Genomic DNA, 23,022 nt, shown 5'->3' on the forward strand with positions numbered 1-23,022 from the left:
GCAGGGATCATCGGGCGGCGTCCCCCGCCCGCTCCGCTCAGTCGTCGCGCCGGTGCACCCGCGCCTCCCACGGGGCGAGCACCAGGCGGCCGGGCCGCGGGGGGACCGACGGGCCGTTGCCCATGACGAGTTCGGCACCGTCCCATCCGGCGGGCATCACGGCGGAGGCCGTGTCGCCGGTGAAGTTCCCGACGACCAGGAGCACCGTGCGGCCGTACCGGCGGGTGAACGCGTAGATCCGCTCGTCGTCGGGCAGCAGCATCGTGAAGTCGCCGTGCACGACGGCCGGTTCCTGGTGCCGGAGGGCGATCAGCCGGCGGTAGTGGTGGTAGACGGAGCCGGGATCCGCGAGGGCCGCTTCGGCGTTGATCTCGGTGTGGTCCGGGTTGACGGGGATCCACGGGGTGCCAGTGGTGAACCCCGCATGCGGCGACGCGTCCCACTGCATGGGTGTACGGGCGTTGTCGCGGCCCATCGCCCGTAGTCCCGGGAGGACGTCTTCGGGTTCCGCCCCCGCGCGCAGCGCCTCCGTGTAGTGGTTCAGGGACTCGATGTCCCGGAAGTCCTCGATGGTGCGCAAGGGCGCGTTGGCCATGCCGAGTTCCTCGCCCTGGTAGACGTACGGCGTGCCCCTGTGGAGGTGGAGCACGGTCGCGAGCATCGTCGCGGACCGGGTCCGGTGGCTCGGTCCGTCGTCGCCGAACCGGGAGACCACCCGGGGCTGGTCGTGGTTGTTCCAGTACAGGCTGTTCCACCCGACGTCGGCGAGGCCGGACTGCCAGCGGCCGAGCGAGGCCTTGAGGTCGGTGAGCCGCAGCGGGCGGGGATCGAACTTGCCCCGCCCGTGGTCGAGCCCTACGTGCTCGAACTGGAAGACCATGTCGAGCTCGGCACGCGCCGGGTCGGTGAACAGGCGGGCCTGCTCGACCGTCACCCCGGGCATCTCCCCCACGGTCAGCAGCCGGCCCGGGTACCGGGCGATCACCTCGCGGTGCATCTCCTGGAGGTAGTCGTGGATGCGGGGGCCGCAGACGAAGTAGGGCGAGCCGTCACCGTACGGCCCCTCTTCGTGCACCTCGCCGTCGGGCAGGGTGGGGTCCTTGGAGATGAGGTTGACGACGTCCATCCGGAAGCCGTCCACGCCCCGGTCCAGCCACCAGCGCATCATCGCGTACACGGCCCGACGCATCCGGGGGTTCTCCCAGTTCAGGTCGGGCTGCTTCGGCGAGAAGAGATGGAGGTAGTACGAGTCGCTCGCGGCGTCCAGCTCCCAGGCGGAACCGGAGAAGAAGGAGCCCCAGTTGTTGGGTTCGCGTCCCTCACGTGGCGGACGCCACCAGTACCAGTCGCGCTTCGGGCTCGCCGGGTCGCGTGACTCCTGGAACCACGGATGCTCGTCGGAGGTGTGGTTGACGACCAGGTCCATGACGAGTTTCATCCCGCGCTCGTGCACGGCGCCCAGCAGCCGGTCGAAGGCCGCCAGGTCACCGAAGACGGGGTCGATGTCCTGGTAGTCGCTGATGTCGTACCCGTTGTCGGCCTGCGGGGACGGGTTGACGGGCGAGAGCCAAAGCACGTCGACGCCGAGCCCGGACAGATGGTCCAGGCGTCCGGTGAGACCGTCCAGGTCGCCGACTCCGTCACCGTCGGAGTCGGCGAAGCTGCGCGGATAGACCTGGTAGACCACCGCGGACCGCCACCACGCGTCCTCGGCGTGCCCCATGTCGTCGGCTGCCATCGGTGGACTCCTCTCGCCCGGGAGTGGGGAATGTGACTCTCCTTTCCCCGGGGGCTGAGGCCATACCGGTCAGGGCGGCATCGCCGGCCGGGAGCCCCGTCTCCCCCCAGGACGAACCGACCTGCTGGGGGCCGTCCCCGCGCGCACCGGCGCCTTCCCGGCGAGCTTCCGCAGACCTGGTCGGCTCGCTCAGGGATCGTGGGCGGGATGCCGTGGCGGTGGAGACAGGGCGGATGGCTGTCGAGCTGTAGCCCTTGTCGCCAAGAGGTGTTCGGGCCGGGTGCAGGAGCGCCCTCGCCTCGGACCTGGGCCGTATGCAGCGTGACCCACGGACCTTGGCGCCTCTGGCACATCACGCCAGGCCCTTCCGGTCCGGAACCTTCAGACGATCCGTTCAACTCCTGACCTCAGCAGTGGGCAGCACGGCCCGGTTCAGGCTCCGGACCCGTACTGGAAAGGCCTACGAGTACTCCAGCCCTGGAGTCCGGACGTCATGCCACCTGCTCGGTCGGGCCCGGCGGGATGCGAACGCGTGCGTGATGATGTGCGTGCGGACGTCCTGGGCGCGAAGGTGCCGAAGCGGGCCGGGCAGAGGCTTCGGCAGAGGCCTGCGCCCCGCAGGATCAGCGCTCCCGGCGTCAGTGTGCGGCTGGGTGATGAGCGTCGGTTCGCACGTGGGCGACAAGGTTCGCCGACGGAAGTGGTTCGACGTCGTTGAGGACGGAACGTATGACCGACGGTAGTTCTTATGGGAGTCATCCGGAGTACCTTCCGGACTTCATGAATGACCCCCGTGACGATGACGGCCGGCAGGTGATGAAGCTGGATCTCGCCGAGAACCGCGCACTGGCCGCAGCGACGCTCAGCAGGTTTCCGGCTGCTTCCGGCGACGTGATCGACTTCGGGTCCACTCCGTTCACAGAGCGCCTCTGGTGGGACGACGAGGAGCACTGGACGAGGATGGCGGCGGTGCTGCTTTCCTCCTATGTACAGCGGGGCGAGCGGATCGCTGTCATCTGGGGCAACTATCTGATGCCGGCCGTGACCATGCCCGCGGAGGTTGCGGTGCGACACGCGCGGGACATCCTGGATGCCGGACCGCACTTCTGGATCCACCCGCTTGGCGGTTCGGTGCTCATCGAATGCCTGATGGATGGACAGGTGACGGTCGTGACGATTCCGTCGAGCTGAGTACGGAAACGGCGAGAACGCCCCGCTGAGGAAACCGCGAGAACGCCCGCCGAGGAAGCGGCGGGGCGTGACCGCGCGTTCCGCGCGAAGACCGCAACGTCGTCGGACACTGCTCGAGGCGTCTCACTGGTTGCCCCGGGCGGAGCCGGCGTGGTGCCGGCCGCGCCCGGGGTGTCGGAGGCCCCCGGTCAGTGCTTTGCGGGACGGGCGCGGCCCAGGCCGAAGGCGACCAGGGCGGCGGTGGCCAGGACGACAGCCGCGTCGATCGCCAGGACCGTGTGGACGCCCGACAGCCGGTCCGAGGTCGTCGTGGCGACGACTCCGAGCAGGGGGATGCCCACGGTGATGCCGACCTGCTGTGTGGAGGTCACCAGTCCGGTGGCAAGGCCCTGCTCTTCGTCGGGCACGCCGGAGGTGACCGTCAGGCCGTAGGAGACGATTGCTCCGAGGTTGCATACGCAGGCCAGTGCGAGGCAGAGGGCCGCCGGCCACACGCTCCAGCTCTCGGTTCCGACGACGAGCAGCCCGGCCACGGAAAGTCCCTGCCCGGCGAGGGACGCGACCAGGGTCCAGCGGGCCCCCAGGAGGCCGAGGACCTTGGGGACGTAACTGCCGGAGACCGCGGCCGCCGTGCCCTGGAAGCCGAAGACCAGTCCGGTCTGGAACGCCGAGAGCTCCAGAACATCCTGGAAGTACAGCGTCATGGCGAAGACGACGGTGCTCATCATCGAGAAGGTGACGAGACCGCCGAGATTGCCCCAGGCCACCGTGCGGCGCTTCAGCATCGGCAGCGAGACCAGCGGTTCGGCAGTACGGGACTCCACCAGGACGAACGCGGCCAGGAGCGCCACGCCCAGGACGAGCGCCGCCAGCACGTCGCTCCCGCCGAAGCCCCGGTCCGCGGCAGTCGACAGGGCGTAGATCAGCGCGAGCAGACCGCCGGTGACGGTGACCGCGCCCGGCACGTCCAGGCGGGGCCGCTCGGGCCGCCGGGACTCGCTGAGCAGGGCAGGGGCGAGCGGCAGGACGATCAGGGCGAACAGGGCGAGGAGCGCCATCGTCGAGCGCCAGCCGAGGGTGTCGGTCAGGACGCCGCCCAGCACCATCCCGGTGGTGAAGCCGAGCGAGAGCAGCGTGCCGCTGATGCCCAGTGCCCGGTCACGCAGAGGGCCTTCGGGAAACGTGGTGGTCAGCAGCGACATGCCGGTCGGAACGATCGCCGCCGCGCCGACGCCCTGCAGCGCACGTCCGGCGAGGAAGGAGGCGGGGTCCCAGGCGAAGGTGGCGAGCAGCGAGGCCGCGCCGAAGAGAGCGAGGCCGGAGAGGAACAGCTTCCGGCGCCCGTACAGGTCCCCCATCCGCCCGAACAGCAGCAGGAACCCTCCCGAGGGCAGGGCGAAGGCGGTGACCGCCCACTGCAGCTCAGCCTGCCCGAGACCGAGGTCCGTGCCGAGTTCCGGAAGGGCCACGTTCAGTACGGAGAAGTCGAGGGCGATCATGAACTGTGCGGCGCACAGCACGAAGAGGATCAGCCTGTCCCGGCGGGAGAGCCGGACGGGTGTCCCGGCGGCGGGCGCTTCGGGGAGGGGCGCGGCGGACCGGGGTGAGCGGTCCTCACGCATGAGTTCGTCGTCGAGGTGCTGGGTCATGGTCTTCCTAGGGGACGGGGCCGTGGCGGGCCGGGGGCCCGGCGGGCACGGCTGACAGGGCGGACGGGCGAGGGGTGCCGGTGGCGGGCGGGAGCGACCGGAGCGGGTGGTCAGTCCGGTGCGACCGGCCTCAGGGTGCGGAAGGCGCCGCCCTCGAACACCAGGGGCGGCGCGTCCCGGAGCGTCCCGCAGTGCTCCACGGCGCCGATCGCGATGACGTGGTCGCCCGCCTCGACGAACCGCACGAGGCGGCAGGTGAAGTAGCCGATCGCTCCGGCCAGTACGAAGCCACAGGCCGGCGACGGGTCCGCCGGTTCGGCGCCGTCGGCGAACCCGCCCGTCCCCATGGGTCGTTCGGGGTCGGCGAACCATTTCGCCACATATGCCTGTTCAGCCGCCAGGACGTTGACGACGAACGCGCCGGACTCCTCGATGAGGCCGCGGATGCGTGCGCCCTCCTTGACGGAGAACGACGCAAGGGGCGGGGTGAGCGACAGCGTGGTGAACGAGCTCACCGTCATGCCGTGCACCGACGCGCCCCGCCCACTGGTCACGACCGTCACCCCGGCGGGCAGACAGCGGGCGGCTGCGCGCAGTTGGGCCGCGGTGACCGTGGCCGGTTCGACACCCGTGGTGCTCACAGGTCTCCTTCCGCCCGCCGAGGCAACGGCTCCGCACCGAGCAGGACGGCCGCGAGGTGCGAGACCCCCGCGCCGAAGAGGACGAGCGAGTCGTCGTCCGCCGCCCCGCTCGTGGTGTCCTTCCCCTGCGCCAGCCGGTCCGCGAGGTTGATCAGCGGATCGCTGCCGAGGCAGTGGGCGATCCGGCCGACGTTGCCGAGCGACAGTCTGTCGCCGAGTCCCACCTCGGAGAGGTACAGCGTCAGGACGTTGCGGGCGAAGTTGCTGGGCAGCACGGACCGCACGGTGCCGAGGCCCGTTCCGGCCCGGTCTGCGAGGCGGGCGAACAACGCGCGGTGAGCGGTGATCCGGGACAGCAGCTGCTGCTGCGGCCCGCCGCCCAGGTTCAGTTCGGGTGCCGAGTGGTGGGCCATGCCCCGGACGGGGAGCCCGGGCGCGGTGGCGGACACCAGGACCGATGCCGCGGCGTCGCTCGCGATCGCCGCGCCGCCGGCCACGATCCGAGCCCCGCCGGTCGCCCGGTCGGCGAGGTCTCCGGTGACCACCAGGACGTTGCGGGCCGTCCCGTCGCGCACGTAGGACGCCGCCGTGCCCACCGCGACCATGGCCGTGGCGCAGTCCATGAGTCCCATCGTGAGCACGGTGGCCCGGTCGATGCCCGTCCCGTCGAGGAGTTCGGCCACGTCCCGGTGGGCGGTGCGGTCGCGCGGCAGCGAGTCCGTCGCCAGGATGACCATGTCGACGTCGCCCCCCGGCACCCGCGCCTCCGCGAGCGTGCGGCCCACGGCGAGGGCCATGAGTTCGGTGACGTCGGCGTCCGACCAACGGTAGGTGTGGAATCCGGCCGCGGGCGCGGTGAGTTCGGCGGCGGCCGCGGGGTCGGCCAGCATCTCGGGCAGCTCCGCCACGGGATCGGCGCATTCGCCGAGCTCGTAGGCGGGGGCGCACAACCGTGCGGTGATCACTGGTCCGCCTCCTGTGCCACGGTGTGCGCCAGGGCCGTGAACCGCTCGGCGAGGCGGCGCACGGTGGCCTCGTCGTAGAGTCCGGTGTCGAACTCCAGCCATCCGGCGACCCCGTCGGGTCCCGGGTAGACGGCGAGGGTCAGGTCGAACCGCGCTGTGCCCTTGTCCAGGTCGGTGGTGGTGACGTGGGCGCCCTGGATACGCCGCTCGTCCGCGCCGAGGTTGTCGAAGACGAAGACGGCGTCGAGGAGCGGGTGGGTGCCGGCGACGCGCCGCCCCGCGTCGATGAGTTCCCCGGGGTACGAGGCGTGCTTCAGTCCGGCGCGGGTGGCGGTGCGCACGGCGCGGACCCGGTCGCGGTGGGATCCGGTGCCGCTGTCCCGCAGCCGTACCGGCAGGACGTTGAGCAGATAGCCCACGACCGTCTCGGTGCCCGGCCGGTTCCGGCCGGTGGTGAAGGTGCCGAGCAGGGTGTCCTCGCTGCCGCCGAACTCCGCGAACGCGGCCCAGGCGACTGCCAGCCAGCCCGTGTAGGCGGTGGCCGCCTCCTTCTTCGCGGACGCCGCCACGGCGTCGGCGACGGACGCGGGCAGGGTGAACCCGATCCGCTTGCCGGTCCGCCGGGTCCGCCCGTCGCGGGGCCGGTCCGTCGGCAGCGGTGCGGGGGCGTCCGCGGTCTCGGCGGCCCAGTGTGCCGCGCCGGCCCGGCCGTCGGGCCCTCGCAGCCAGCTCGCCTGGTCGTGGACGAAGGAACCGAACGGCCGGGAGGGGGCGGGCGTGGCGGTCTCCCGGGCCAGTTCGTCGAGCAGCAGCTCGAACGACCAGGCGTCGAAGACCAGGTTGTGCACGGCGACCAGCACCCATGCCAGGCCCGCTGCCGGCCCTTCTGCCAGGGCCACCCTCAGCAGCGGCCCGGTGGCCAGGTCGAACGGCTCCGCCGCGAGGCGTCCGGCTGCGGCGTGGGCCTCGGCCTCGTCGGCGCAACGGATGCGGGAGAGGCGCGGCGCGAGCTCCCGGTGGACGACGCGGCGCACCGTGCCGTCACCGGAGGTCTCGAAGGTGGTGCGCAGCGCCTCGTGGGCCGTCACGAAGCCGCGCACCCGCTCGGCCAGGAGCCCGAGGTCGACCGGTGCGCCGCTCAGCCGGACGGCCTGGCACACCACGTCGACCGGGCGGCCCTCCACCTGGTGGTGCACCTGCCACAGGCGCAGCTGGCCAGGTGTCAGCTCACCGCTGTCGGGCCGCTGCTGCGGCAGAGCGGCGCGGAGCCGGGCGCGTTGTTCCGGCCCGAGTGCCGCGAGGCGGGTCGCGAGCGCGTCATTCATGCGTACCGCCTGCGCAGCTCGTCGAGGTGGCTCAGGCTCTGTACGACGAGGTCCTCGTCGACGCCGAAGTCGATGAGGCAGGCGATCTCGGTGACGCCCATCCCCTTGAACCGGTCGACCACCGCCCCGCAGGAGTCCGGGGTGCCGAGCAGGGCCCCCTTCTCGAAGTACTTGTCGAAGGCGAACTCGATCAGCTGGTCCTGGTCGCTCTGCGTCATGTCGCGGACGCCCGCGCCTGGTGCGAGGTTCTTCTTCTGCGAGTCGATGACGGTGAAGAAGGAGCGCAGGTAGTCGCTGAAGGGCTCCCGGACCGTCTCGCGGACCTCGTCGAGGTCGTCCCCGATGAACGTGTGGAGCATCAGCGTGACGGTGACGCCCTCCGGGTCGTGTCCGTACTCCTGGAGGGTCTTGAAGTACAGCGCCAGTTTCTCCTCCAGCTCCTCGTTGGTCATGTCGATGAGGGCGGTCAGTACGTTGCAGCCGAGCCGGCCCGCGGCCTCGAAGGTCTCGGGGCTCTTGGTGCAGGTGAGCCAGATCGGCAGCTCGGGCTGGACGGGCTGCGGATGCAGCTCCACCTCGACGTGGTTGCCCAGGCCGTCCTGTACGTAGACCGGGGCCCCCTCCCACAGTTCGCGCAGGGTGGTCACGGCGTCGAAGGTGCGGCTGCGGCGGTCCTCCCAGCCGGTCGGGTTGATGGCGAAGTCGACCGGGCTGAAGCCGGTCGCCAGGGCGATGCCGGCGCGTCCGCGCGAGAGGTTGTCCACCACGGACCATTCCTCGGCGACGCGGATCGGGCTGTGCAGCGGGAGGATGACGCTGCCGGCCCTGATCTGGAGCCGCTGGGTGGCCATGGCCAGGCCGGCTCCGAGCACCGAGGGGTTCGGGTAGAGGCCGCCGAACCGGTGGAAGTGCCGTTCCGGGGTCCAGATCGCGGTGAAACCGTGTTCGTCGGCGTACTTGGCCGCGTCCAGGACGAACCGGTACTTGTTCTTCTCGTCGCCCGAGAAGAAGATCAGACTGAAGTCCACCGTCAGCGCTCCTGTTCCTGAGAGGTCACGGCCGTCGCATCGGGGGCCGGGTCGGTCTCGGCCGCCGCGAGCAGCCGTTCGAGCTCGGCCGGGTCGAGCCCGTCCAGCTCCCGTGCCAGCAGGGCGACTTCGTCGTCCTCCTCGGCCGTGGCCACGAGACGGTCTCCGACCAGGCCGGCGAGCGCCCGCGGGGTCGGGTCGCCGAGCACGTCGGCCAGCGACACCTCGACGGAGAACTGCTCGCGCACGTTCGAGAGCAGCCGGACGATCAGCAGCGAGTCGCCGCCGAACTCGAAGATGTCGCCGTCGAGCGGCATGTCCTCGCTGCCCAGGGCGTCACGCACCAGCCGGGCCACCTGGTCGGTGAGGTCACCCGCGTCGCCGTCCGCGTCGGCTCCGGTGACGAGGACCCCCGCCACCGGCTTGGCGATGCGCTCGTCGCGCACCCACTGGTCCAGCCGGAAGTCGATGTCCCAGGTGGAGACGGCCACATGGCTGACGTCGCGCAGCGTCAGGAGCCGGCGGATGGTCTCCAGGCCCTCCTCGGGCTGGATGGCCTTGTCGTCCATGCTGCGGCCGATGGCCGACAGGGCCCGCTTCTCGTCCTGGTGGTGCTGCCAGACGTCCCAGGCGGCGCTGATCCAGACGGTGCGGTCGAGGCCCCGGTTGGCGCGCTCGGCTGCCGCGTCCATGAAGTGGTTGGCCGCGCCGTAGCCGAGCAGTCGCAGGCCTCCGAGCACACCGGCGAGGGAGGACAGCATGAGGCAGAAGTCGACGGGGTGGTCGGCCAGTACCTTCTCCAGGGCGATCTGGCCGTGCGCCTTGGACACGAAGTGCCACTGGCACTGTTCGACACTGGCCGCGGTGATGGCGCGGTCCCACTGCTCGCTGGGCAGGCCCGCCGCGTGGACGACCCCGTCGAGCCCGCCGAACTGGGCTTTGACCTTCTCGACGGCGGTACGCAGCCCGTCCTCGTCGGCGACGTCGGCGTTCACCAGGAAGGGCGTGGCCCCTGCGGCTTCCAGGGCGCGCAGCCGGCCGATCCGCAGCGTCGTCTCGTCGTCGTGCGGGTGGTCCTCCAGCCAGGCGTCCCAGGTACTGCGTGCGGGCAGGGCCTCGCGCGTCAGCAGGGCGAGCCGGGCCCCGCACTCGCGGTGCAGCCACCCCGCGATCGTGGAGCCGATCTCACCGAGTCCGCCGGTGATCAGGTAGACGCCGCCGTCCTTCAGCCGGGTCTCGGCCGGTGCGGTCCAGTCCGCGCGTATCCGGGACATCTCGGCGACCCAGCGGGTGGCGCCGCGCAGGGTGACGGCCACCTCCGGGCGCCGGAAGGAGCCGAGCTCGACGGCGAGCGTGCGCAGCGACCGCTCGTCCGGCCCTGCGGGCAGGTCGAAGTGGCGGGAGCCGATGTTTCCGTGCTCCTGGCCGATGACCCGGGCGGCGACGGCCAGCGTGACCAGTTCGGACGCCGGCTCGGGCTCGGCGGGGCTCACCGCGTACGCGCCGGCGCTCACCAGGTCGAGCTGCACGGGGCGGGTCACGCCGTGTTCGCTCAGCGCCTTCACCAGGGCTATCAGGCTGTAGAGCCCGGCCTGCTGGGCCCGTTCGAAGCGCTCGGTGCCGCGTTCCGGCGGGAGTGTCCCGGTCGACCAGGCGTGCACCACGTGGCCCGGCAGCCGGTCCTCGCCGAGCAGGTCGGCGACGAGACGGCTGTGGTCGTCCTCGGAGGCGGGGCGCACCGTCCAGGTGTCGCCGTCGCGTCCGTACGCGTCACCCGCGCGCACCGTGAGCACCTCGCCGGCGAAGGCGTGCGCGGCGAGGCGCAGGGCGGTGCCGTCCGGGTCGGCGAAGAGGAGCACGGGTTCCGTGAGCGGCCGGGCCGCGGCGTCCGGGGTGCCGACGGCCTGGCGCCACACGGGCGCCGAGAGCCAGTCGTCCAGCGGCAGCTTCCCGCCCGGGGCCGCGGCGCTGCGGCCGGTGCCCGCGGTCAGCGTGTCCGGGCCCGGCTCGATCCAGTACCGGGTGCCCTCGAAGGGGTAGGTGGGCAGCGGCACCCGGCCGCGGCCGTGGCCGGAGTGGAAGCCCGCCCAGTCCACCGTCAGTCCGGCCGCCCAGAGCCGGCCGAGCGCGGCGTGCACGGCGGTGAGGTCGGCGCCGGCGTCGCGGCCCCGGGCGGCGGAGGTGATGACCGGCACCCCGGTCTCCCGGTCCGGGTGGCGGCGCGTGAACGTGGCCAGGGTCTGGCCGGGGCCCACTTCGAGGAAGACGTGGTCGCCGTCGGCGAGGAGGGTGGCGAGACAGTCGGCGAAGCGGACGGTGTCACGCAGGTGGCCGCCCCAGTACGCGGGGTCGGTGGCCTCCTCGTCCGTGATCCACGTTCCGGTCCGGTTGGACAGGAACGGTGTCTGCGGGCGGCTGAGCTCGACGGAGCGCAGCAGATCGGTGAGCGGGCCGACGGCGGGGTCCATCATCGGCGAGTGGAAGGCGTGGGAGGTGGTGACCTTGCGGTGGGCGACACCGTCGGCGGTGAGGCGGGTGGTCAGCTCGCGCACCGCCTCGCGGCTCCCGGCGACGGTGCACACGGCGGGCTCGTTGACCGCGGCCAGCGCGACGTCGTCGCCGAGGTACCCGGCCAGTTCGTCGGGAGGCAGCATCACCGCGGCCATCGCGCCGCCCGGAAGCCCGTCCACCAGGCGGCCGCGTTCGGCGATGATCCGCAGGGCGTCCGGCAGCCGGAAGACCCCGGCCAGGGTGGCGGCGACGTACTCGCCGACGCTGTGTCCGACGAGGACGGAGGGGCGGATGCCCCACTCCTGCCACTGCCGGGCGAGGGCGTACTCGACGGCGAACAGGGCGGGCTGGGTGAGGCGGGTGCGGTCCAGACTCAGGTCGGGGGACGGGGCGCCGCCGCCGCGCAGGGAGGGATAGAGCGCGTCACGCAGGTCGAGCCCCAGGTGGGGCAGGAGCAGTTCGGCGCATTCGTCCAGGGTGGCGCGGAAGACCGGCAGGTGCTCGTACCAGCCCTGGCCCATGGCGGGGTGCTGGGTGCCCTGGCCGGGGAGCAGCAGGACGACGGGCCGGTCGGCGGGCTGCCCGGAGTCCTGGTGGGTGTGGCGCGGGTCCGCGCTGCGCAGTGCCCGTACGGCGGTCTCCCGGTCCGGGGCGGTGATGACGGCCCGGTAGTTGAAGGTGCGGCGCGCGGTGGCGAGGGTGTACGACGTGTCGTCGAGACCGGTGTCGCCGGACGGGCCCGCCTCGGCGGGGGCCGTGGCCTCCAGGTGGTCGGCGAGCGCGGTACGCGCCGTCTGGAGCGCGGCGGGCGATTTCGCGGAGACCGGCAGCACCACCACGGGCGCGGCGTGGGCGCGGGGGCGGACGCCGCTCTCCGGGGCCTCCTCCAGGATGACGTGGGCGGTGGTGCCCCCCATGCCCGTGGAGGTGACGGCGCAGCGCAGGGGGCCGTCGCCGCCCTCCCAGGGCTCGACGGCGGTGCCCACGCGGAAGCGGGTGCCCTCCACGGCGCACTCCGGGTTCCACCCGGTGAAGTGCGGGGTGGGCACGAGGGTGCGGTGGTGCAGCATCAGGACGCACTTGATGAAGGCGGTGACGCCCGCGGCGACGCTCAGATGGCCCAGGTTCGCCTTGACCGAGCCGATGGTGAGCGGCTGCGCGCCGTCGGCGGCGTAGGCCTGCGCCACGGCGGACAGCTCGATCGGGTCGCCCATCCTGGTGCCCGTGCCGTGCGCCTCCAGGTAGCTGACCTCGGCGGGTTCCACGTCGGCCACGGCCAGCGCCTCGGCGAGGACGGCGGCCTGCCCGGAGACTCCGGGCGCCGGGTAGCCCGCCCGGTCGGCGCCGTCGTTGCCGACGGCGGAACCCCGGACCACCGCCCAGACGGTGTCGCCGTCGGCGAGCGCGTCGGCCAGGCGCTTGAGGACCACGACGCCGGCCCCGTTTCCGAAGACGGTGCCGTCGGCCCCGGCGTCGAACGGCCGGACCGTTCCGGAGGCCGAGGCGATGCCGTCGGACTCGTGGAGGTACCCCGCCTCCTGGGGGAAGCGCAGGGCGACTCCCCCCGCCAGGGCGACGTCGCACTCCTCGGAGAGCAGGCTCTGGACCGCGGTGTGCACGGCGACCAGGGAGGTCGAGCAGGCCGTCTGCACCGAGATGCTGGGGCCCGTGAGGTTGAGGTGGTAGGAGACCCTGGTGGCCAGGTAGTTGGGGTCGTTCCCCATCATCGTGGGCAGGTCCTGGCGCATCCGCCGGATCGACCCGTTGAAGCCCTTCTCCCCCGTGAGCACGTTGTTGAGGAGGTAGGTGCTGCTGAGGGAGCCGGCGAAGACCCCGATCCGGCCCGGGTACTGCTCCGAGTCGTGACCGCTGTGCTCCAGGGCGGCCCAGGAGCACTGGAGGAACATCCGCAGCTGCGGGTCCATCCGCTCCGCCTCGCGGGCACTGAGGTAGAAGAACGACGCGTCGAACAGGTCGGCGTCCGCGACCGTCGAGGCGCGGCGCACGTAGCGGGGGTCGGCGAACGCCTCAGGGGCGACCCCGGCAGCGCTCAGCAGGTCCTCGTCCACGTCGGCTATCTGCTCGGTGCCGGCGAGCAGATTGCGCCAGAACTCCGCGTGGTCACGGGCCCCCGGCAGTCGGCAGTCCAGGCCCACGACGGCGATCCGGCCGTCCAGGGCTGCGTCGTCGTACGCGCGATCAGTCACGGGTCCCTCCAGGGGCCATGGTTCGGTCCCCGCCGGGAGGCGGGAGTGTCAGGAAGGGGGCGGCGCCGGTCGAGGGGCGGCGTGGGCGGCGGGCCGTGCGGCGGCGGGCGCCGCGCGCCGTGCCGCCGGCGGCGTCCTCGCTGCTCGGCCCGGTGGGCCCTGCGGCCCGCCAAATCAGCCGGGCCAGGCTCCGGATCGTCGGCGCCCGGTAGAGGTCGGTCATCCGCAGTCCGGGGGCGACGGTCCGGGTCAGCCGTTCGTGCACGGCCGCCATGCGCAGCGACGTGCCCCCGAGGTCGAAGAAGTTGTCGTCGGGACCGGCGCCCGTGGTACCGAGCACCTCGTGCCAGGCCGCCGCCACGGCGCGTTCGAGGGAGCCGGCGGGACGCGGGCCGGTGTCGTCGGCGCTCCGCGCCGCCGTCAGCGGATCGGGCAGTGCCTTCCGGTCGATCTTGTGGTTCGCGGTCAGCGGCAGTTCGTCGAGCAGGACGTACGCGGTGGGTACGGCGTGGTCCGGGAGGACGCCCCGCAGCGCTGCCCGCAACCCGGCGGCTGTGGGCCGGGTACCGGGTTCGGCCACCAGGTGGGCGGCCAGCTGGCGTTCGCCGAGCCGGTCGGTGAACGGCATGACGACGGCCTCGCGGACCTGCGGCAGTTCCTTGAGCGCGCTCTCCACCTCGCCGGTCTCGACCCGGATGCCGGAGATCTTGACCTGGAAGTCGGCCCGCCCGATGAGCAGCAGGGTGCCGTCGGCGAGCCTCCGCGCCAGGTCGCCGGTGCGGTACGACAGGTCCGCAGCGACGGTCCCGGGTGCCAGATAGGGGCTCAGGACGACGATCTCGCCCTCGCCGGGCCCTTCGACCGTCCTCCCCTCGCCGTCCTGGAGACGGACGGTGGTCCCCACCACGGGGAGGCCGAGAGGGAAGACACCGGTCGGCGGGCGGTAGCCGGGGTCCTCGACGCGCAGCAGCGCGCACGAGCACTCGGTGGAGCCGTAGGCTCCCGCGATCCGGCAGTGCGGCCCGAAGGAACGCCGGTAGGCGTCGAGGTCGCTGAGGTGCAGGGTGTCACCGCCGAGGGCGAGCACGCGCATCGCCGGGAGAGCCGTGGCGCGCGATTCCATGGCCCGCACGAGCGCCCGGAAGACGGGCAGGGTCGAGTGATAGACGGTGAGGCTCTCCCGCGCCATCCACTCCAGCAGACCGCTCACGCCCAGCGACTTGAGGTCGACGGGATACAGGGCGGCACCGTTGAGCAGAGCGGCGAAGGTGTCCTGAACGGCGGAGTCCCAGCTGTAGGCGGACTGCAGGGTCAACCGGTCCCCGGGCCCGATCCGCAAGCCGTCGGTCCACACCCGGGTGTGGTGCAGCACGTTGCGGTGTACCTGGGCCACGGGCTTGGGGCGGCCGGTGGAGCCCGAGGTGTAGAGCACGTACGCCTCGCCGTCCGGCGTCGCGCGCACCACCGGGTGACCCTCGTCGTGGAGCACCAGGTCCTCGTAGGCGAGCACGGGCCGGCCCTGGGCGAGCGCGGTGGCCGACGCCAGGCTCTCCCGTACGGTGACCAGGGCGCGGGCCCCGGAGTCCTCGGCCATGTAGGCGAGCCGCGGTTCCGGGTAGGCGGCGTCCAGCGGTACGTACGACAGGCCGGCCCGCAGCACTCCGAGGAGCGTGGCGATCATCTCGGCACCGTGCGAGAACAGCAGGGCGACCCGCTCGCCCGGGCGCAGGCCCGCCGCGGCGAGCCCGGCGGCCACCCGGGCGGACAGCCGGTCGGTCTCCTGGTACGTCCACCGGGTCGCGGGGGTCACGACCGCGTCCCGGTCGGGGTACGCGGCGGCAGTCTCCAGGAAGCGGTGGGCCAGGGTCCCGGCCCGCTCGGCGGCGGGGAACGGTCGGTGGCCGGTGTCCGGGGCGCCGGACGGAATGTCGGTGGTCACGGTGCGCGGTGCTCCTCGGGTCGGTCGCCGGTGCGGTGCGAGAAGAGCACCGCCGGATGGGCGGGCCTCGCTCGCAGTTCGGCGTAGGCCTCGCCGGCCCGGTCCAGCGGGAAGCGCGGCAGGCGCATCGCGGCCGGCCGGATACCACCCGAGACGATCAGGTCGAGGGCCCGCTGGAGGTTCTCGGTGACGGTGCCCTCGCCGTCCGGCGCTGTGACCTCGGCGTGGCCGCGCGCGTACGCGGCGTCGCGGTATCCGGCGCCGCAGCGGGCCGCGTACCGGATGTCCAGGTTGCCCAGCTCGACGCTGAACTCGACCCGGGCGGAGAACCGCCCGACCCCGACCAGCCGGGGCCGTCCGAAGGCGCGGCCCGCCCAGCGGGCCGCCGCGGCGACGGTCTCGTCGGCGTCACCGGTGCCGCAGAGCAGCACACACCGGCCGCCCTCGGCCCAGGTGCGGGTGGCGGCCAGGAACGGGGCCGCCTCGGCGACGTCGAGGCCGAGCGCGGCGGCCTCCTTCAGCCGGTCCTGGCGTACGTCGAGAAGGGTGACCCGGTTGCCGCGGGCGGCGGCGGTCTGCGCGACGAGCTGGCCGACGATGCCCGCCCCGACCACGGCGACCTCGTCGCCGGGAGCGAGCCCGGCACGGTCGACGGCGTGGACGGCGGTGGCGGCCAGATTGGCCACCACGGCGTCGGCGAGCCCGAGCCCGTCCGGGACCTTGCGGCAGAGCCGGTAGCCGGCGGTGATCACGCCGGCGTGCACGGCTTCGCCCCATCCCATCGCAATGACCCGGTCACCGGGGGCGAAGCCCGGCGCGTCAGGGCCGACGGCTTCGACGACGCCGGCGGAGCAGTAACCGAGCGGAAAGCGTTCGCCGGTGCGTGCGGAGCGGTCCAGGTAATGCAGTTCGGTGCCTGGGCTGACCAGGCTGTAGGCGGCGCGGACGCGCAGCTCGCCGCAGCCGGGTGCGGGGCAGTCGGTCTCCTCCAGCACGGGGAGCGGGGCGCCCTTGGCGACCAGGCGGCGGGTGCGCAGGGCACGGGCGGCGGGCGGGGCCGTCATCGCTGTTCCTCCGTGGGCGTGGGGGCGGCGATCCAGCGCTCGTCAGGGACGATCTCCAGGTCCTCCCGGAAGCCGGGGATGGGGCCCATGGGGGTGGGCTTGCCCGATCTCTCGTACGAGGCACGCCGGTTACGCTTGCGCTCCAGCCCGAGGTTCAGGCCCGTGAGGTCCACGGGGCTGTGCGTGAGCAGTCCACGGGCCCTTCCCTCGGCGACCGCTTCCGCTCCGGCCGCCGTGCGGATGAACACCCTTCCGTGTTTGGCCTGGTCCCCGCCGCCCACGCTCGCGGCGAAGATGTTGGGGTCGCCGTCGCTGACGCTCACGTCGGCCAGGCCGGACATCCAGTCACCGCAGGAGAGACAGCGGTAGGTCTTGTTCCCGGCGAAGTCCCTGACCGCCTGCCAGAAAGCGACCTGGTGCTCCGCCCCGTCGTCCGTACGGATCCTGATGTCGCCCGGGTAGTCGCCTTCCCGGTATCGCAGCCGGACCACGGACTCCAGGGGCACTTCGGCCCGGTCACGGATCACGGCAGCGGTGCCCTCGGGCCGGGTGCTGGAGGAACAGGCCGGCTCGATCGCCAGCACCACGTGGTCGCGGGCCCAGCGGCCCGCCGCGGTGTCCATCGCCTGGAGCTTGCGCAGCGCCTGGATGTGGCAGGCCACCCCGGTCATCGCGACCCGGGCGTCCGGCTCCTGCTCCATCACCTGACGCAACGCGCCGAGGTAAGGGGCCAGTTGGTAGGTGGACTGGGCGGTCTCGGTCAGCTGACCCGCATCCCGCACCAGCGCGGGGGCCGCCCGCCACGGCTCGTCCGGATCCCGGCCCATGGAGAGCACGACGTCCACGTCGAGCGCGGCCATCGCGGTCTGCAGGAGCGCGGTGAGGGTGCCGCCGCTGGCGGACGCCTCGAAGACGGCGGGGTCGAGCGAGTGCCCCGCGACCACCTCGGTGAAGACACCGGTCCAGCGCTCCTCGGGGGTGCGCCTCCGGCCGAACAGCCTCTCCTCGGAGACGGGGGTGGCGGGGTCGGCGCCGGGGCAGACGTCGAGGCAGTCGCCGCAGTCACCGCAGTCCGTGTCCGTCCAGGACGCGGCGGTGAGCACCGGGGCGAGCCCGTCGAAGCCGATGACCGCTTCCGGACAGGCGAGCTGGCAGGCCCCGCACACGGTACAGAGGTCGAGGTCGAGTACGTCCTTCTGCAGTTGCTGGAACGTCACAGGGATTCCTCACTACAGGATTCGGCCTCGGCAATCGCGGCCGACAGACCGTTCATCAGATATCGGTACGCTTCGTCGTCGAGCAGCACAGGCGGGACGATCTTGACGCTGGCCCCTTCCGGTCCGCCCCCGAACAGCAGCAGCCGCCGGTCCAGGGCCCCCCGCAGCACCGCGCGGGCACGCGCGGGGTCCGGCAGTCCGTCCCGTACGCAGTCGAAGGCGGCGAGCGCGCCCGCGGTGCGGACCGCGCCGATCCACGGGTGCCGTTCGGCCAAGGCGCCCAGGTCGGCGAGGAGCCGGTCGCCGAGAGCGCGTGCCCGGGCCGGCAGGTCGGCCTCGACCACGGTGTCGAGCACGGCAACCGCGGCGGCGCAGGAGACGGGATGGCCCGAGAAGGTGGAGGTCTGCACCCCGGCGGGCAGGGCGTCGACGACGTGTCGCTCGCCGACGACCGCCGCCACCGGGAAGCCGTTGCCCAGCGTCTTGCCGAGCAGTGTCAGGTCGGGCCGTTCGGTCATCGCCTCGGCGGCGAACATCCGCCCTGCGCGGCCCAGGCCCGTGTAGATCTCGTCCAGGACGAGCAGCGCGCCCCGGCTGTGCGCCTGCCGGGCGATCTCGTCGAGCAGGGCCGACGCCACTGTCAGGACGCCTTCGGTGACCTGGACCGGCTCCAGGACGACCGCGGCCGTTCCGCCCAGCAGGTCGGCCTCGTCGAGCGAGGCGGACAGGGCCGCCGCGAAGTCCCGGGCGTCGTCCGGGTGCGGCCGTCGCGGGTCGGGCAGCTCGGCGCGCACCACGGGGCCGGCCGTCCGGCCGCTGTAGGCCTTGAACTCGTCCCGCCAGGTCAGGGCGAGTGCCCCCGCGGTCTTGCCGTGGTAGCCGTACCGGAAGGCGACCACCGCGCGGTGCCCGGTGAAGGCCCGGGCGATCTTGAGCGCGGACTCGACGGCTTCCGCGCCCGTCGTGGTGGGCAGGACGGCGGGGTCCTCGTACGGGCTGATCCGGCCGATGGCGGAGACCATCCGGGTGCGCGCGTCGGAGCCCAGTTTGCAGCCGGTGTGGGTGAGCCGTCCGAGCTGCCGGGCGGCGGCGGCGGTGACCGTGGGGTGCTGATGGCCGAGGGTCGCCGCACCACTGCCCGACGTGCCGTCGAACCAGGCGGTGCCGTCCTCTGTGTAGAGCCAGGGGCCGCTGCCCGTGGCGAACTCGGGTCCGAGCACGGTGCCGGTGGACCGGGCTTCGGAAACCGGGGCCTTCACTTCCGTCATCGGTTGCTGTCCTCGCAGATCCTGGCGCCGACGGCACGCTGCACATCGGCGAAGTCGGGAAACGACGTGCGGTGGCAGGCGCCGCCGGCGACGGTGGTGCGGCCGGGCAGGGCCATCGCGAGGGTCGCGGCCGCCATGGCGATCCGGTGGTCCTCGAAACCGGGCACGAGGCCGGCGCCGAGTGCCGAGCCGCCCCGCACCAGGAGGCCGTCGTCAGCCACGTCGACGGTGGCTCCGAAGGCCTCGGTCATCCGGGCCGTGGTGGCCAGCCGGTCGGTCTCCTTGAAGCGCAGTTCCTCGGCGCAGCCGATCCACGAGTCACCGGGAAGGGTGGCGGCGACGACAGCGAGCAGGGGGACCTCGTCGATCAGCGCGTGCAGGAGGGCAGGGCTGTCGACCCGCACGGAGGTGACTCCGTCCAGACCACCGCGTGCGACGACGGTTCCGACCGGCTCTCCGCCTGCGGTCGTGCGCCGGTCCTCGTAGGTGATGTCCGCCCCGGCGGCGCGCAGCACGTCGAAGAAGCCCAGCCGGGTCGGATTGAGGCAGACCCGCGGGATCCGGAGCACGCCGCCGTCGCTCCAGAGCAGATGGGCGGCGACGGGGTAGGCCGCGAGCGACGGGTCGGCGGGGATGTCGATGGCCTCGGGCACGGTGTATCCGCCGTCGCCGCAGACGACTTCGCGCTCCGTCCCGGTCAACAGCTTGCCGAACGCGGCGAGCATCCGCTCGGTGTGGTCCCGGGACCTGACCGGGTGCCGCACCGTGACCGGCAGCCCGGCCGCCACCGCGGCGAGCACCACGGCGGAACGTGCCTGCGCGCTCCCGACGCGCAGGTCGACCGTGCCCGGGCGGTCGACGGGGCCGGCTGTCCGAACCGGCAGTCGGCCGGGCTCGCCGAGATAGGTGATGTCCGCGCCGAGTTCGGTCAGCGGGTCCACCAGCCAGTCCATGGGCCGGTGCCGCAGTACCTCGTCACCGTCGACGACGGCGTGCGTGCCCGTTCCCGCGAGCACGCCGATCAGCAGGCGCGCGGCGGCACTCGACCCCTCCGTGTGCAGGTACGGAACGTCCTCGGGCCAGGCGTCGATGTCCGGATGCGGCCGTACGTGCTGCGGCTGGGGCGTCACGGGCTGTCGGACCACGAGCGCGTCGCCCTCGGCACGGACACCGAGGCCGAGGGCGCGCATCGCGGGGAGCAGGGCGCGCACCGCACCACCGGCGTTGGCTCCCCGCACCGTGAGGGTGGCGGGGGCGCCGGGGAGCAGGGCCGCGAGCAGCGCCCGGTGACTCACCGACTTGTCGCCCGGCACGACGACCTCGTGTGCCGCACCGGATCGCGTGGTCCTGCCGCCGTCCACCACGAGGTCCGCCGACTCTGTCATCGGCATGGCGAAGCTCTGGACTTCAGGCACTGGTTACTCCTCTTCTGACGCCCGGATCACCGGCGGGGTGGCCGGGGGAACCCAGCACCGCTGCGGGCTCTGAAAGGGGGGTGGGCCCGCAGCGCTGCGAACCGTGCGGCGGATCCGGGGGCGGCCGGGGTCCGACGTGTGAGGACGGTGGAGCCGGGCGGTGTACCTGGTACCCGGCGGAATGCCGTGGGCCGTGTGGCAGGGCCCGTGCTGCCCGCCCCACCGCACCGGCCCGGCTCAAACTGTCACGGCGGGAGACCGGGTCACAGGGGCTCGCGCTGGCCACCCCGTGACTTGGCCCCAACCGGACAGCCCGCCCGGGGGCCCCGCGGGGTGTCATGGAACGTCCCGGCAGAACCCCCCAGGAGGGCGCGCCGAGCCCGGATATTGGACCGGTACCTGCACGGACGTGCTGCTCATTACCATGCAAGGGGCAGCGCGAAACGGATTGTTGGGGGACACAAGCACATGGACGCACAGGGGAAGGCGCAGGAGCTGTTCCGCTTCATGCTCGACGATCCCGACTGGACACCGGAGGGCGCCCGGCGCAGTCTCGGGTTCTCCCAGATCGATCTCGAACTGGCTCAGCACTCGCTGCTGGAGGCAGGACTGCTGCACATGACGCGAGGCAAGTCGGCGCGCCCCACGGCGGTCGAGCCGGCGATCGCCGTCGCCCGACTGCTCGCGATGGAAGAGGACGGCGCCAGGGAATGGATGGCCTCCGTGCACGAGAGGCGCTCCACGCTGGCCGCGCTCGGCTCGAAGATGATGCGGCTCCAGGCCCAGGCCGACACCGACACCCGGGTCGGGCTACTGACGGGCCAGGAGCGCATAGCCACCGCACTGAACGGGGTCTCGGTGACCGCTCAGCAGGAGATCCTGAGCATGCATCCGGGCACGCCGCTCCCGCGGACCGTGCTGGAGGGCAGCATGGACCGCAACCGGGCGGCGCTCGAACGGGGCGTCACCATGCGCTCCCTGCACCTGGAAGCGATGAACAAGGTGCCGCGCGCCCGGGCCCACCTGGAGGCCTTGGAGGATTCCGGGTGCCAGGTCCGGCTGACCCCGGCGCTGCCGTTCCGGCTGATCCTCGTCGACGGGGTGCTCGCCTACGTCTCCGCCCCCTCGGCCGGCTCGCAGGTGTCGGCGCTCGAGATACGGGGGGAGGAGATCTGCTGGCTGCTGCGCCAGGTCTTCGAACACTGCTGGCTGCACGGGAGGGCCATCCCGAAGGGGGAGAGCGCCGTCCAGGAGGTGGATCTGTCGGATCGGGAGAGGGCGGTGCTGCGCATGCTGGCCGCCGGTTACACCGACGCCTCGGTGGCCCGCGCCCTGGGGATCTCCACCCGTACCCTGCGCCGGATGACCACCGTGATCCTGGAGAAGATCGGCGCCCGGAGCCGGTTCGAGGCAGGGGTCAGGGCCGCCACGCTGGCTCTCGTCGAGACGTCCCCGGGCGGCTCCGCGGACCGGTGAGGCGGGGCGGCACCGGGTCCTCGGCGGGGCGTTGATCACGGCACCGGGTCCTCGGCGGGTGGTCCGGCCACGGCAGTCGGTCCCCGGGGCGGGTTGTCCGATCGCGGCACTGGCCTGTCCCGGCCACCGGCCGGGCATGGACACCGGCCGGGCCGCTCCGTTGGATGGGCGCTGCGCTCTCTCAGGCAGTGGCTCGCCCCGTCGAAGGCAGGAACTCCAGATGGCTCCCCACCGTGCCGCGGCATCGGCCCGCGTCCCCTCCCCGCCCTCCGAACTGACCGACGGTGTGGTGTGGTTGCGGCCCTTGCGGGCCGCGGACGCGCCGGCCGTCGCCCAGGCAGGTGACGACCCGGAGGTGGCGCGCTGGACGCCGTTCCCTTCTCCCTTCACAACCGAGCACGCCCGCCGCTGGATGGCGGCCCAGGACGCCGCCGGCACTGTGAACCTGATCGTCACCGACCGGGCGAACGGCACGCGGGTGCTCGGCTGGGTCGGGCTGCACGACCTCGACCTGCCGCAGCGGCGGGCGGAACTCGGCATCTGGCTGGCGGCCGACGCGCGCGGCCGGGGCGTCGGCCGCCGCGCCATGGTGCTGCTGACCGGGTGGGGCTTCCGCGAGATGGGCCTGCTGCGGATCGCGGCCCTCTGTCTCAGCGGCAACACCAGGGGTCGCCGCGCCATGGAAGCGGCCGGCTTCGTCCCGGAGGGAGTGCTGCGCGCCTACGAGGACGTGAAAGGCGTCCGCCACGACACCGCGATCCTCGGCATGGTCCACACCGATCCGCGCGACTGACCTCAGAGGGAACGGACGAAGGAGACCCGGTCGAGACCGGGCCCGTCGTAGTCAGGCTGGACGGGCCGTCCGTCGAGTTCAGCGGGGCCCGCCTCCGCGGTGAATCCCATGCGCGTGTGGAAGGCGAACGATCCCACGTTGGCGGCGGAGGTGATCGCGCGCACCACGCTGCGTCCGTGGTCCCTGCTGTAGGCGAAGAACCGCTGGTAGAGGAATGCGCCGAGCCCGCTGCGCTGCTCCTCGGGAGCGACCCCGACGAAATGAATGTAGCTCTCGTCCATTCGCGTCTGAGACAGGAAGCCGATGAGGAATCCGACCAATTCCCCGTCCCGCTCCACGAGGAAACTCCCCGTGGTGAAATGCTGAAAGTAAAGACGGGGCAGGAGAAGCGCCCGCTGAACACTTCCCGTACTTCCTTCGAACTCCCCCCACCACCGGTCGAGCACCCGCAAAACACGGGCCTGGTCGTCGGGTTCCGGATGCCGGACCCACATTCCGTTGAATTCGATGTTCGACATGGCGGGATGCTAGCACGGCCGTCGAACCGGGTGACCGGACCGAAAAGGACAGACATTCCGGCAGAGGACGTGGCCGC

General features: G+C 72.6%; 16 protein-coding genes. 3 read left to right on the plus strand and 13 right to left on the minus strand.

What is annotated here, in order from left to right:
- Positions 1-37: 37 nt before the first annotated feature.
- Positions 38-1,738, minus strand: a complete 1,701-nt coding sequence (locus tag ACFY8O_RS16330; RefSeq protein WP_387902679.1) for a glycoside hydrolase family 13 protein — start codon at positions 1,736-1,738, stop codon at positions 38-40.
- Positions 1,739-2,467: 729 nt separating this feature from the next.
- On the opposite strand from ACFY8O_RS16330, the gene ACFY8O_RS16335 reads away from it, so the two are divergent.
- Positions 2,468-2,929 carry a hypothetical protein gene (locus ACFY8O_RS16335; RefSeq protein ID WP_387902681.1) on the plus strand — a complete coding sequence of 154 codons (462 nt, stop codon included), beginning with the start codon at positions 2,468-2,470 and terminating at the stop codon, positions 2,927-2,929.
- A 188-nt stretch (positions 2,930-3,117) separates the two neighbouring features.
- Here ACFY8O_RS16335 and ACFY8O_RS16340 read toward each other — a convergent pair whose 3' ends face one another.
- From ACFY8O_RS16340 to ACFY8O_RS16390, 11 genes are all read right to left on the minus strand, one after another.
- A complete protein-coding gene (locus ACFY8O_RS16340) occupies positions 3,118-4,551 on the minus strand; it encodes an MFS transporter (RefSeq protein WP_387903692.1) in 1,434 nt (477 codons plus the stop codon).
- A gap of 137 nt (positions 4,552-4,688) precedes the next feature.
- Complete coding sequence (locus ACFY8O_RS16345; RefSeq protein WP_387902683.1) at positions 4,689-5,219, minus strand: flavin reductase family protein; 531 nt, start codon at positions 5,217-5,219, stop codon at positions 4,689-4,691.
- Positions 5,216-6,184: an acyl carrier protein gene (locus ACFY8O_RS16350; RefSeq protein ID WP_387902686.1), complete on the minus strand. Its 969-nt coding sequence runs from the start codon at positions 6,182-6,184 to the stop codon at positions 5,216-5,218. Before ACFY8O_RS16350 ends, ACFY8O_RS16345 begins: the two co-directional genes overlap by 4 nt.
- A complete protein-coding gene (locus ACFY8O_RS16355; RefSeq protein WP_387902689.1) occupies positions 6,181-7,509 on the minus strand; it encodes a condensation domain-containing protein in 1,329 nt (442 codons plus the stop codon). Before ACFY8O_RS16355 ends, ACFY8O_RS16350 begins: the two co-directional genes overlap by 4 nt.
- Positions 7,506-8,537, minus strand: a complete 1,032-nt coding sequence (locus ACFY8O_RS16360; RefSeq protein ID WP_145807061.1) for a MupA/Atu3671 family FMN-dependent luciferase-like monooxygenase — start codon at positions 8,535-8,537, stop codon at positions 7,506-7,508. Before ACFY8O_RS16360 ends, ACFY8O_RS16355 begins: the two co-directional genes overlap by 4 nt.
- A gap of 2 nt (positions 8,538-8,539) precedes the next feature.
- The gene (locus tag ACFY8O_RS16365) at positions 8,540-13,255 is read right to left on the minus strand and encodes an SDR family oxidoreductase (RefSeq protein ID WP_387902693.1); all 4,716 of its coding nucleotides are present in this window, start codon (positions 13,253-13,255) and stop codon (positions 8,540-8,542) included.
- Complete coding sequence (locus tag ACFY8O_RS16370) at positions 13,248-15,194, minus strand: non-ribosomal peptide synthetase (RefSeq protein WP_387902696.1); 1,947 nt, start codon at positions 15,192-15,194, stop codon at positions 13,248-13,250. Before ACFY8O_RS16370 ends, ACFY8O_RS16365 begins: the two co-directional genes overlap by 8 nt.
- Positions 15,191-16,258, minus strand: a complete 1,068-nt coding sequence (locus tag ACFY8O_RS16375) for a 3-hydroxyacyl-CoA dehydrogenase NAD-binding domain-containing protein (protein WP_387902699.1) — start codon at positions 16,256-16,258, stop codon at positions 15,191-15,193. Before ACFY8O_RS16375 ends, ACFY8O_RS16370 begins: the two co-directional genes overlap by 4 nt.
- Complete coding sequence (locus ACFY8O_RS16380; RefSeq protein WP_145807069.1) at positions 16,255-17,475, minus strand: Coenzyme F420 hydrogenase/dehydrogenase, beta subunit C-terminal domain; 1,221 nt, start codon at positions 17,473-17,475, stop codon at positions 16,255-16,257. Before ACFY8O_RS16380 ends, ACFY8O_RS16375 begins: the two co-directional genes overlap by 4 nt.
- A complete protein-coding gene (locus tag ACFY8O_RS16385) occupies positions 17,472-18,743 on the minus strand; it encodes an aspartate aminotransferase family protein (protein WP_387902703.1) in 1,272 nt (423 codons plus the stop codon). The genes ACFY8O_RS16380 and ACFY8O_RS16385 overlap by 4 nt, the downstream gene beginning before the upstream one ends.
- Positions 18,740-20,158, minus strand: coding sequence for a 3-phosphoshikimate 1-carboxyvinyltransferase (locus tag ACFY8O_RS16390; protein WP_387902705.1), 1,419 nt, complete (start codon positions 20,156-20,158; stop codon positions 18,740-18,742). Before ACFY8O_RS16390 ends, ACFY8O_RS16385 begins: the two co-directional genes overlap by 4 nt.
- A 468-nt stretch (positions 20,159-20,626) precedes the next feature.
- On the opposite strand from ACFY8O_RS16390, the gene ACFY8O_RS16395 reads away from it, so the two are divergent.
- Both ACFY8O_RS16395 and ACFY8O_RS16400 read left to right on the plus strand, forming a co-directional pair.
- Positions 20,627-21,634, plus strand: coding sequence for a helix-turn-helix transcriptional regulator (locus ACFY8O_RS16395; protein WP_387902708.1), 1,008 nt, complete (start codon positions 20,627-20,629; stop codon positions 21,632-21,634).
- Between the two features lie 220 nt (positions 21,635-21,854).
- Positions 21,855-22,427 (plus strand): GNAT family N-acetyltransferase, encoded by a 573-nt coding sequence (locus ACFY8O_RS16400; protein WP_387902711.1) that lies wholly within the window; start codon positions 21,855-21,857, stop codon positions 22,425-22,427.
- 2 nt (positions 22,428-22,429) lie between these two features.
- Here ACFY8O_RS16400 and ACFY8O_RS16405 read toward each other — a convergent pair whose 3' ends face one another.
- A complete protein-coding gene (locus ACFY8O_RS16405) occupies positions 22,430-22,945 on the minus strand; it encodes a GNAT family N-acetyltransferase (protein WP_387902714.1) in 516 nt (171 codons plus the stop codon).
- Positions 22,946-23,022 lie beyond the last annotated feature (77 nt).

Source organism: Streptomyces argenteolus (assembly GCF_042902585.1).
GTDB classification, from domain to species: domain Bacteria; phylum Actinomycetota; class Actinomycetes; order Streptomycetales; family Streptomycetaceae; genus Streptomyces; species Streptomyces argenteolus.

Coding starts and splice junctions, on each gene's coding strand:
- ACFY8O_RS16330 (WP_387902679.1), bottom strand. CDS start 1,738: ATGGCAGCCGACGACATGGGGCACGCCGAGGACGCGTGGTGGCGGTCC.
- ACFY8O_RS16335 (WP_387902681.1), top strand. CDS start 2,468: ATGACCGACGGTAGTTCTTATGGGAGTCATCCGGAGTACCTTCCGGAC.
- ACFY8O_RS16340 (WP_387903692.1), bottom strand. CDS start 4,551: ATGCGTGAGGACCGCTCACCCCGGTCCGCCGCGCCCCTCCCCGAAGCG.
- ACFY8O_RS16355 (WP_387902689.1), bottom strand. CDS start 7,509: ATGAATGACGCGCTCGCGACCCGCCTCGCGGCACTCGGGCCGGAACAA.
- ACFY8O_RS16375 (WP_387902699.1), bottom strand. CDS start 16,258: ATGACGGCCCCGCCCGCCGCCCGTGCCCTGCGCACCCGCCGCCTGGTC.
- ACFY8O_RS16385 (WP_387902703.1), bottom strand. CDS start 18,743: ATGACGGAAGTGAAGGCCCCGGTTTCCGAAGCCCGGTCCACCGGCACC.
- ACFY8O_RS16395 (WP_387902708.1), top strand. CDS start 20,627: ATGGACGCACAGGGGAAGGCGCAGGAGCTGTTCCGCTTCATGCTCGAC.
- ACFY8O_RS16400 (WP_387902711.1), top strand. CDS start 21,855: ATGGCTCCCCACCGTGCCGCGGCATCGGCCCGCGTCCCCTCCCCGCCC.
- ACFY8O_RS16405 (WP_387902714.1), bottom strand. CDS start 22,945: ATGTCGAACATCGAATTCAACGGAATGTGGGTCCGGCATCCGGAACCC.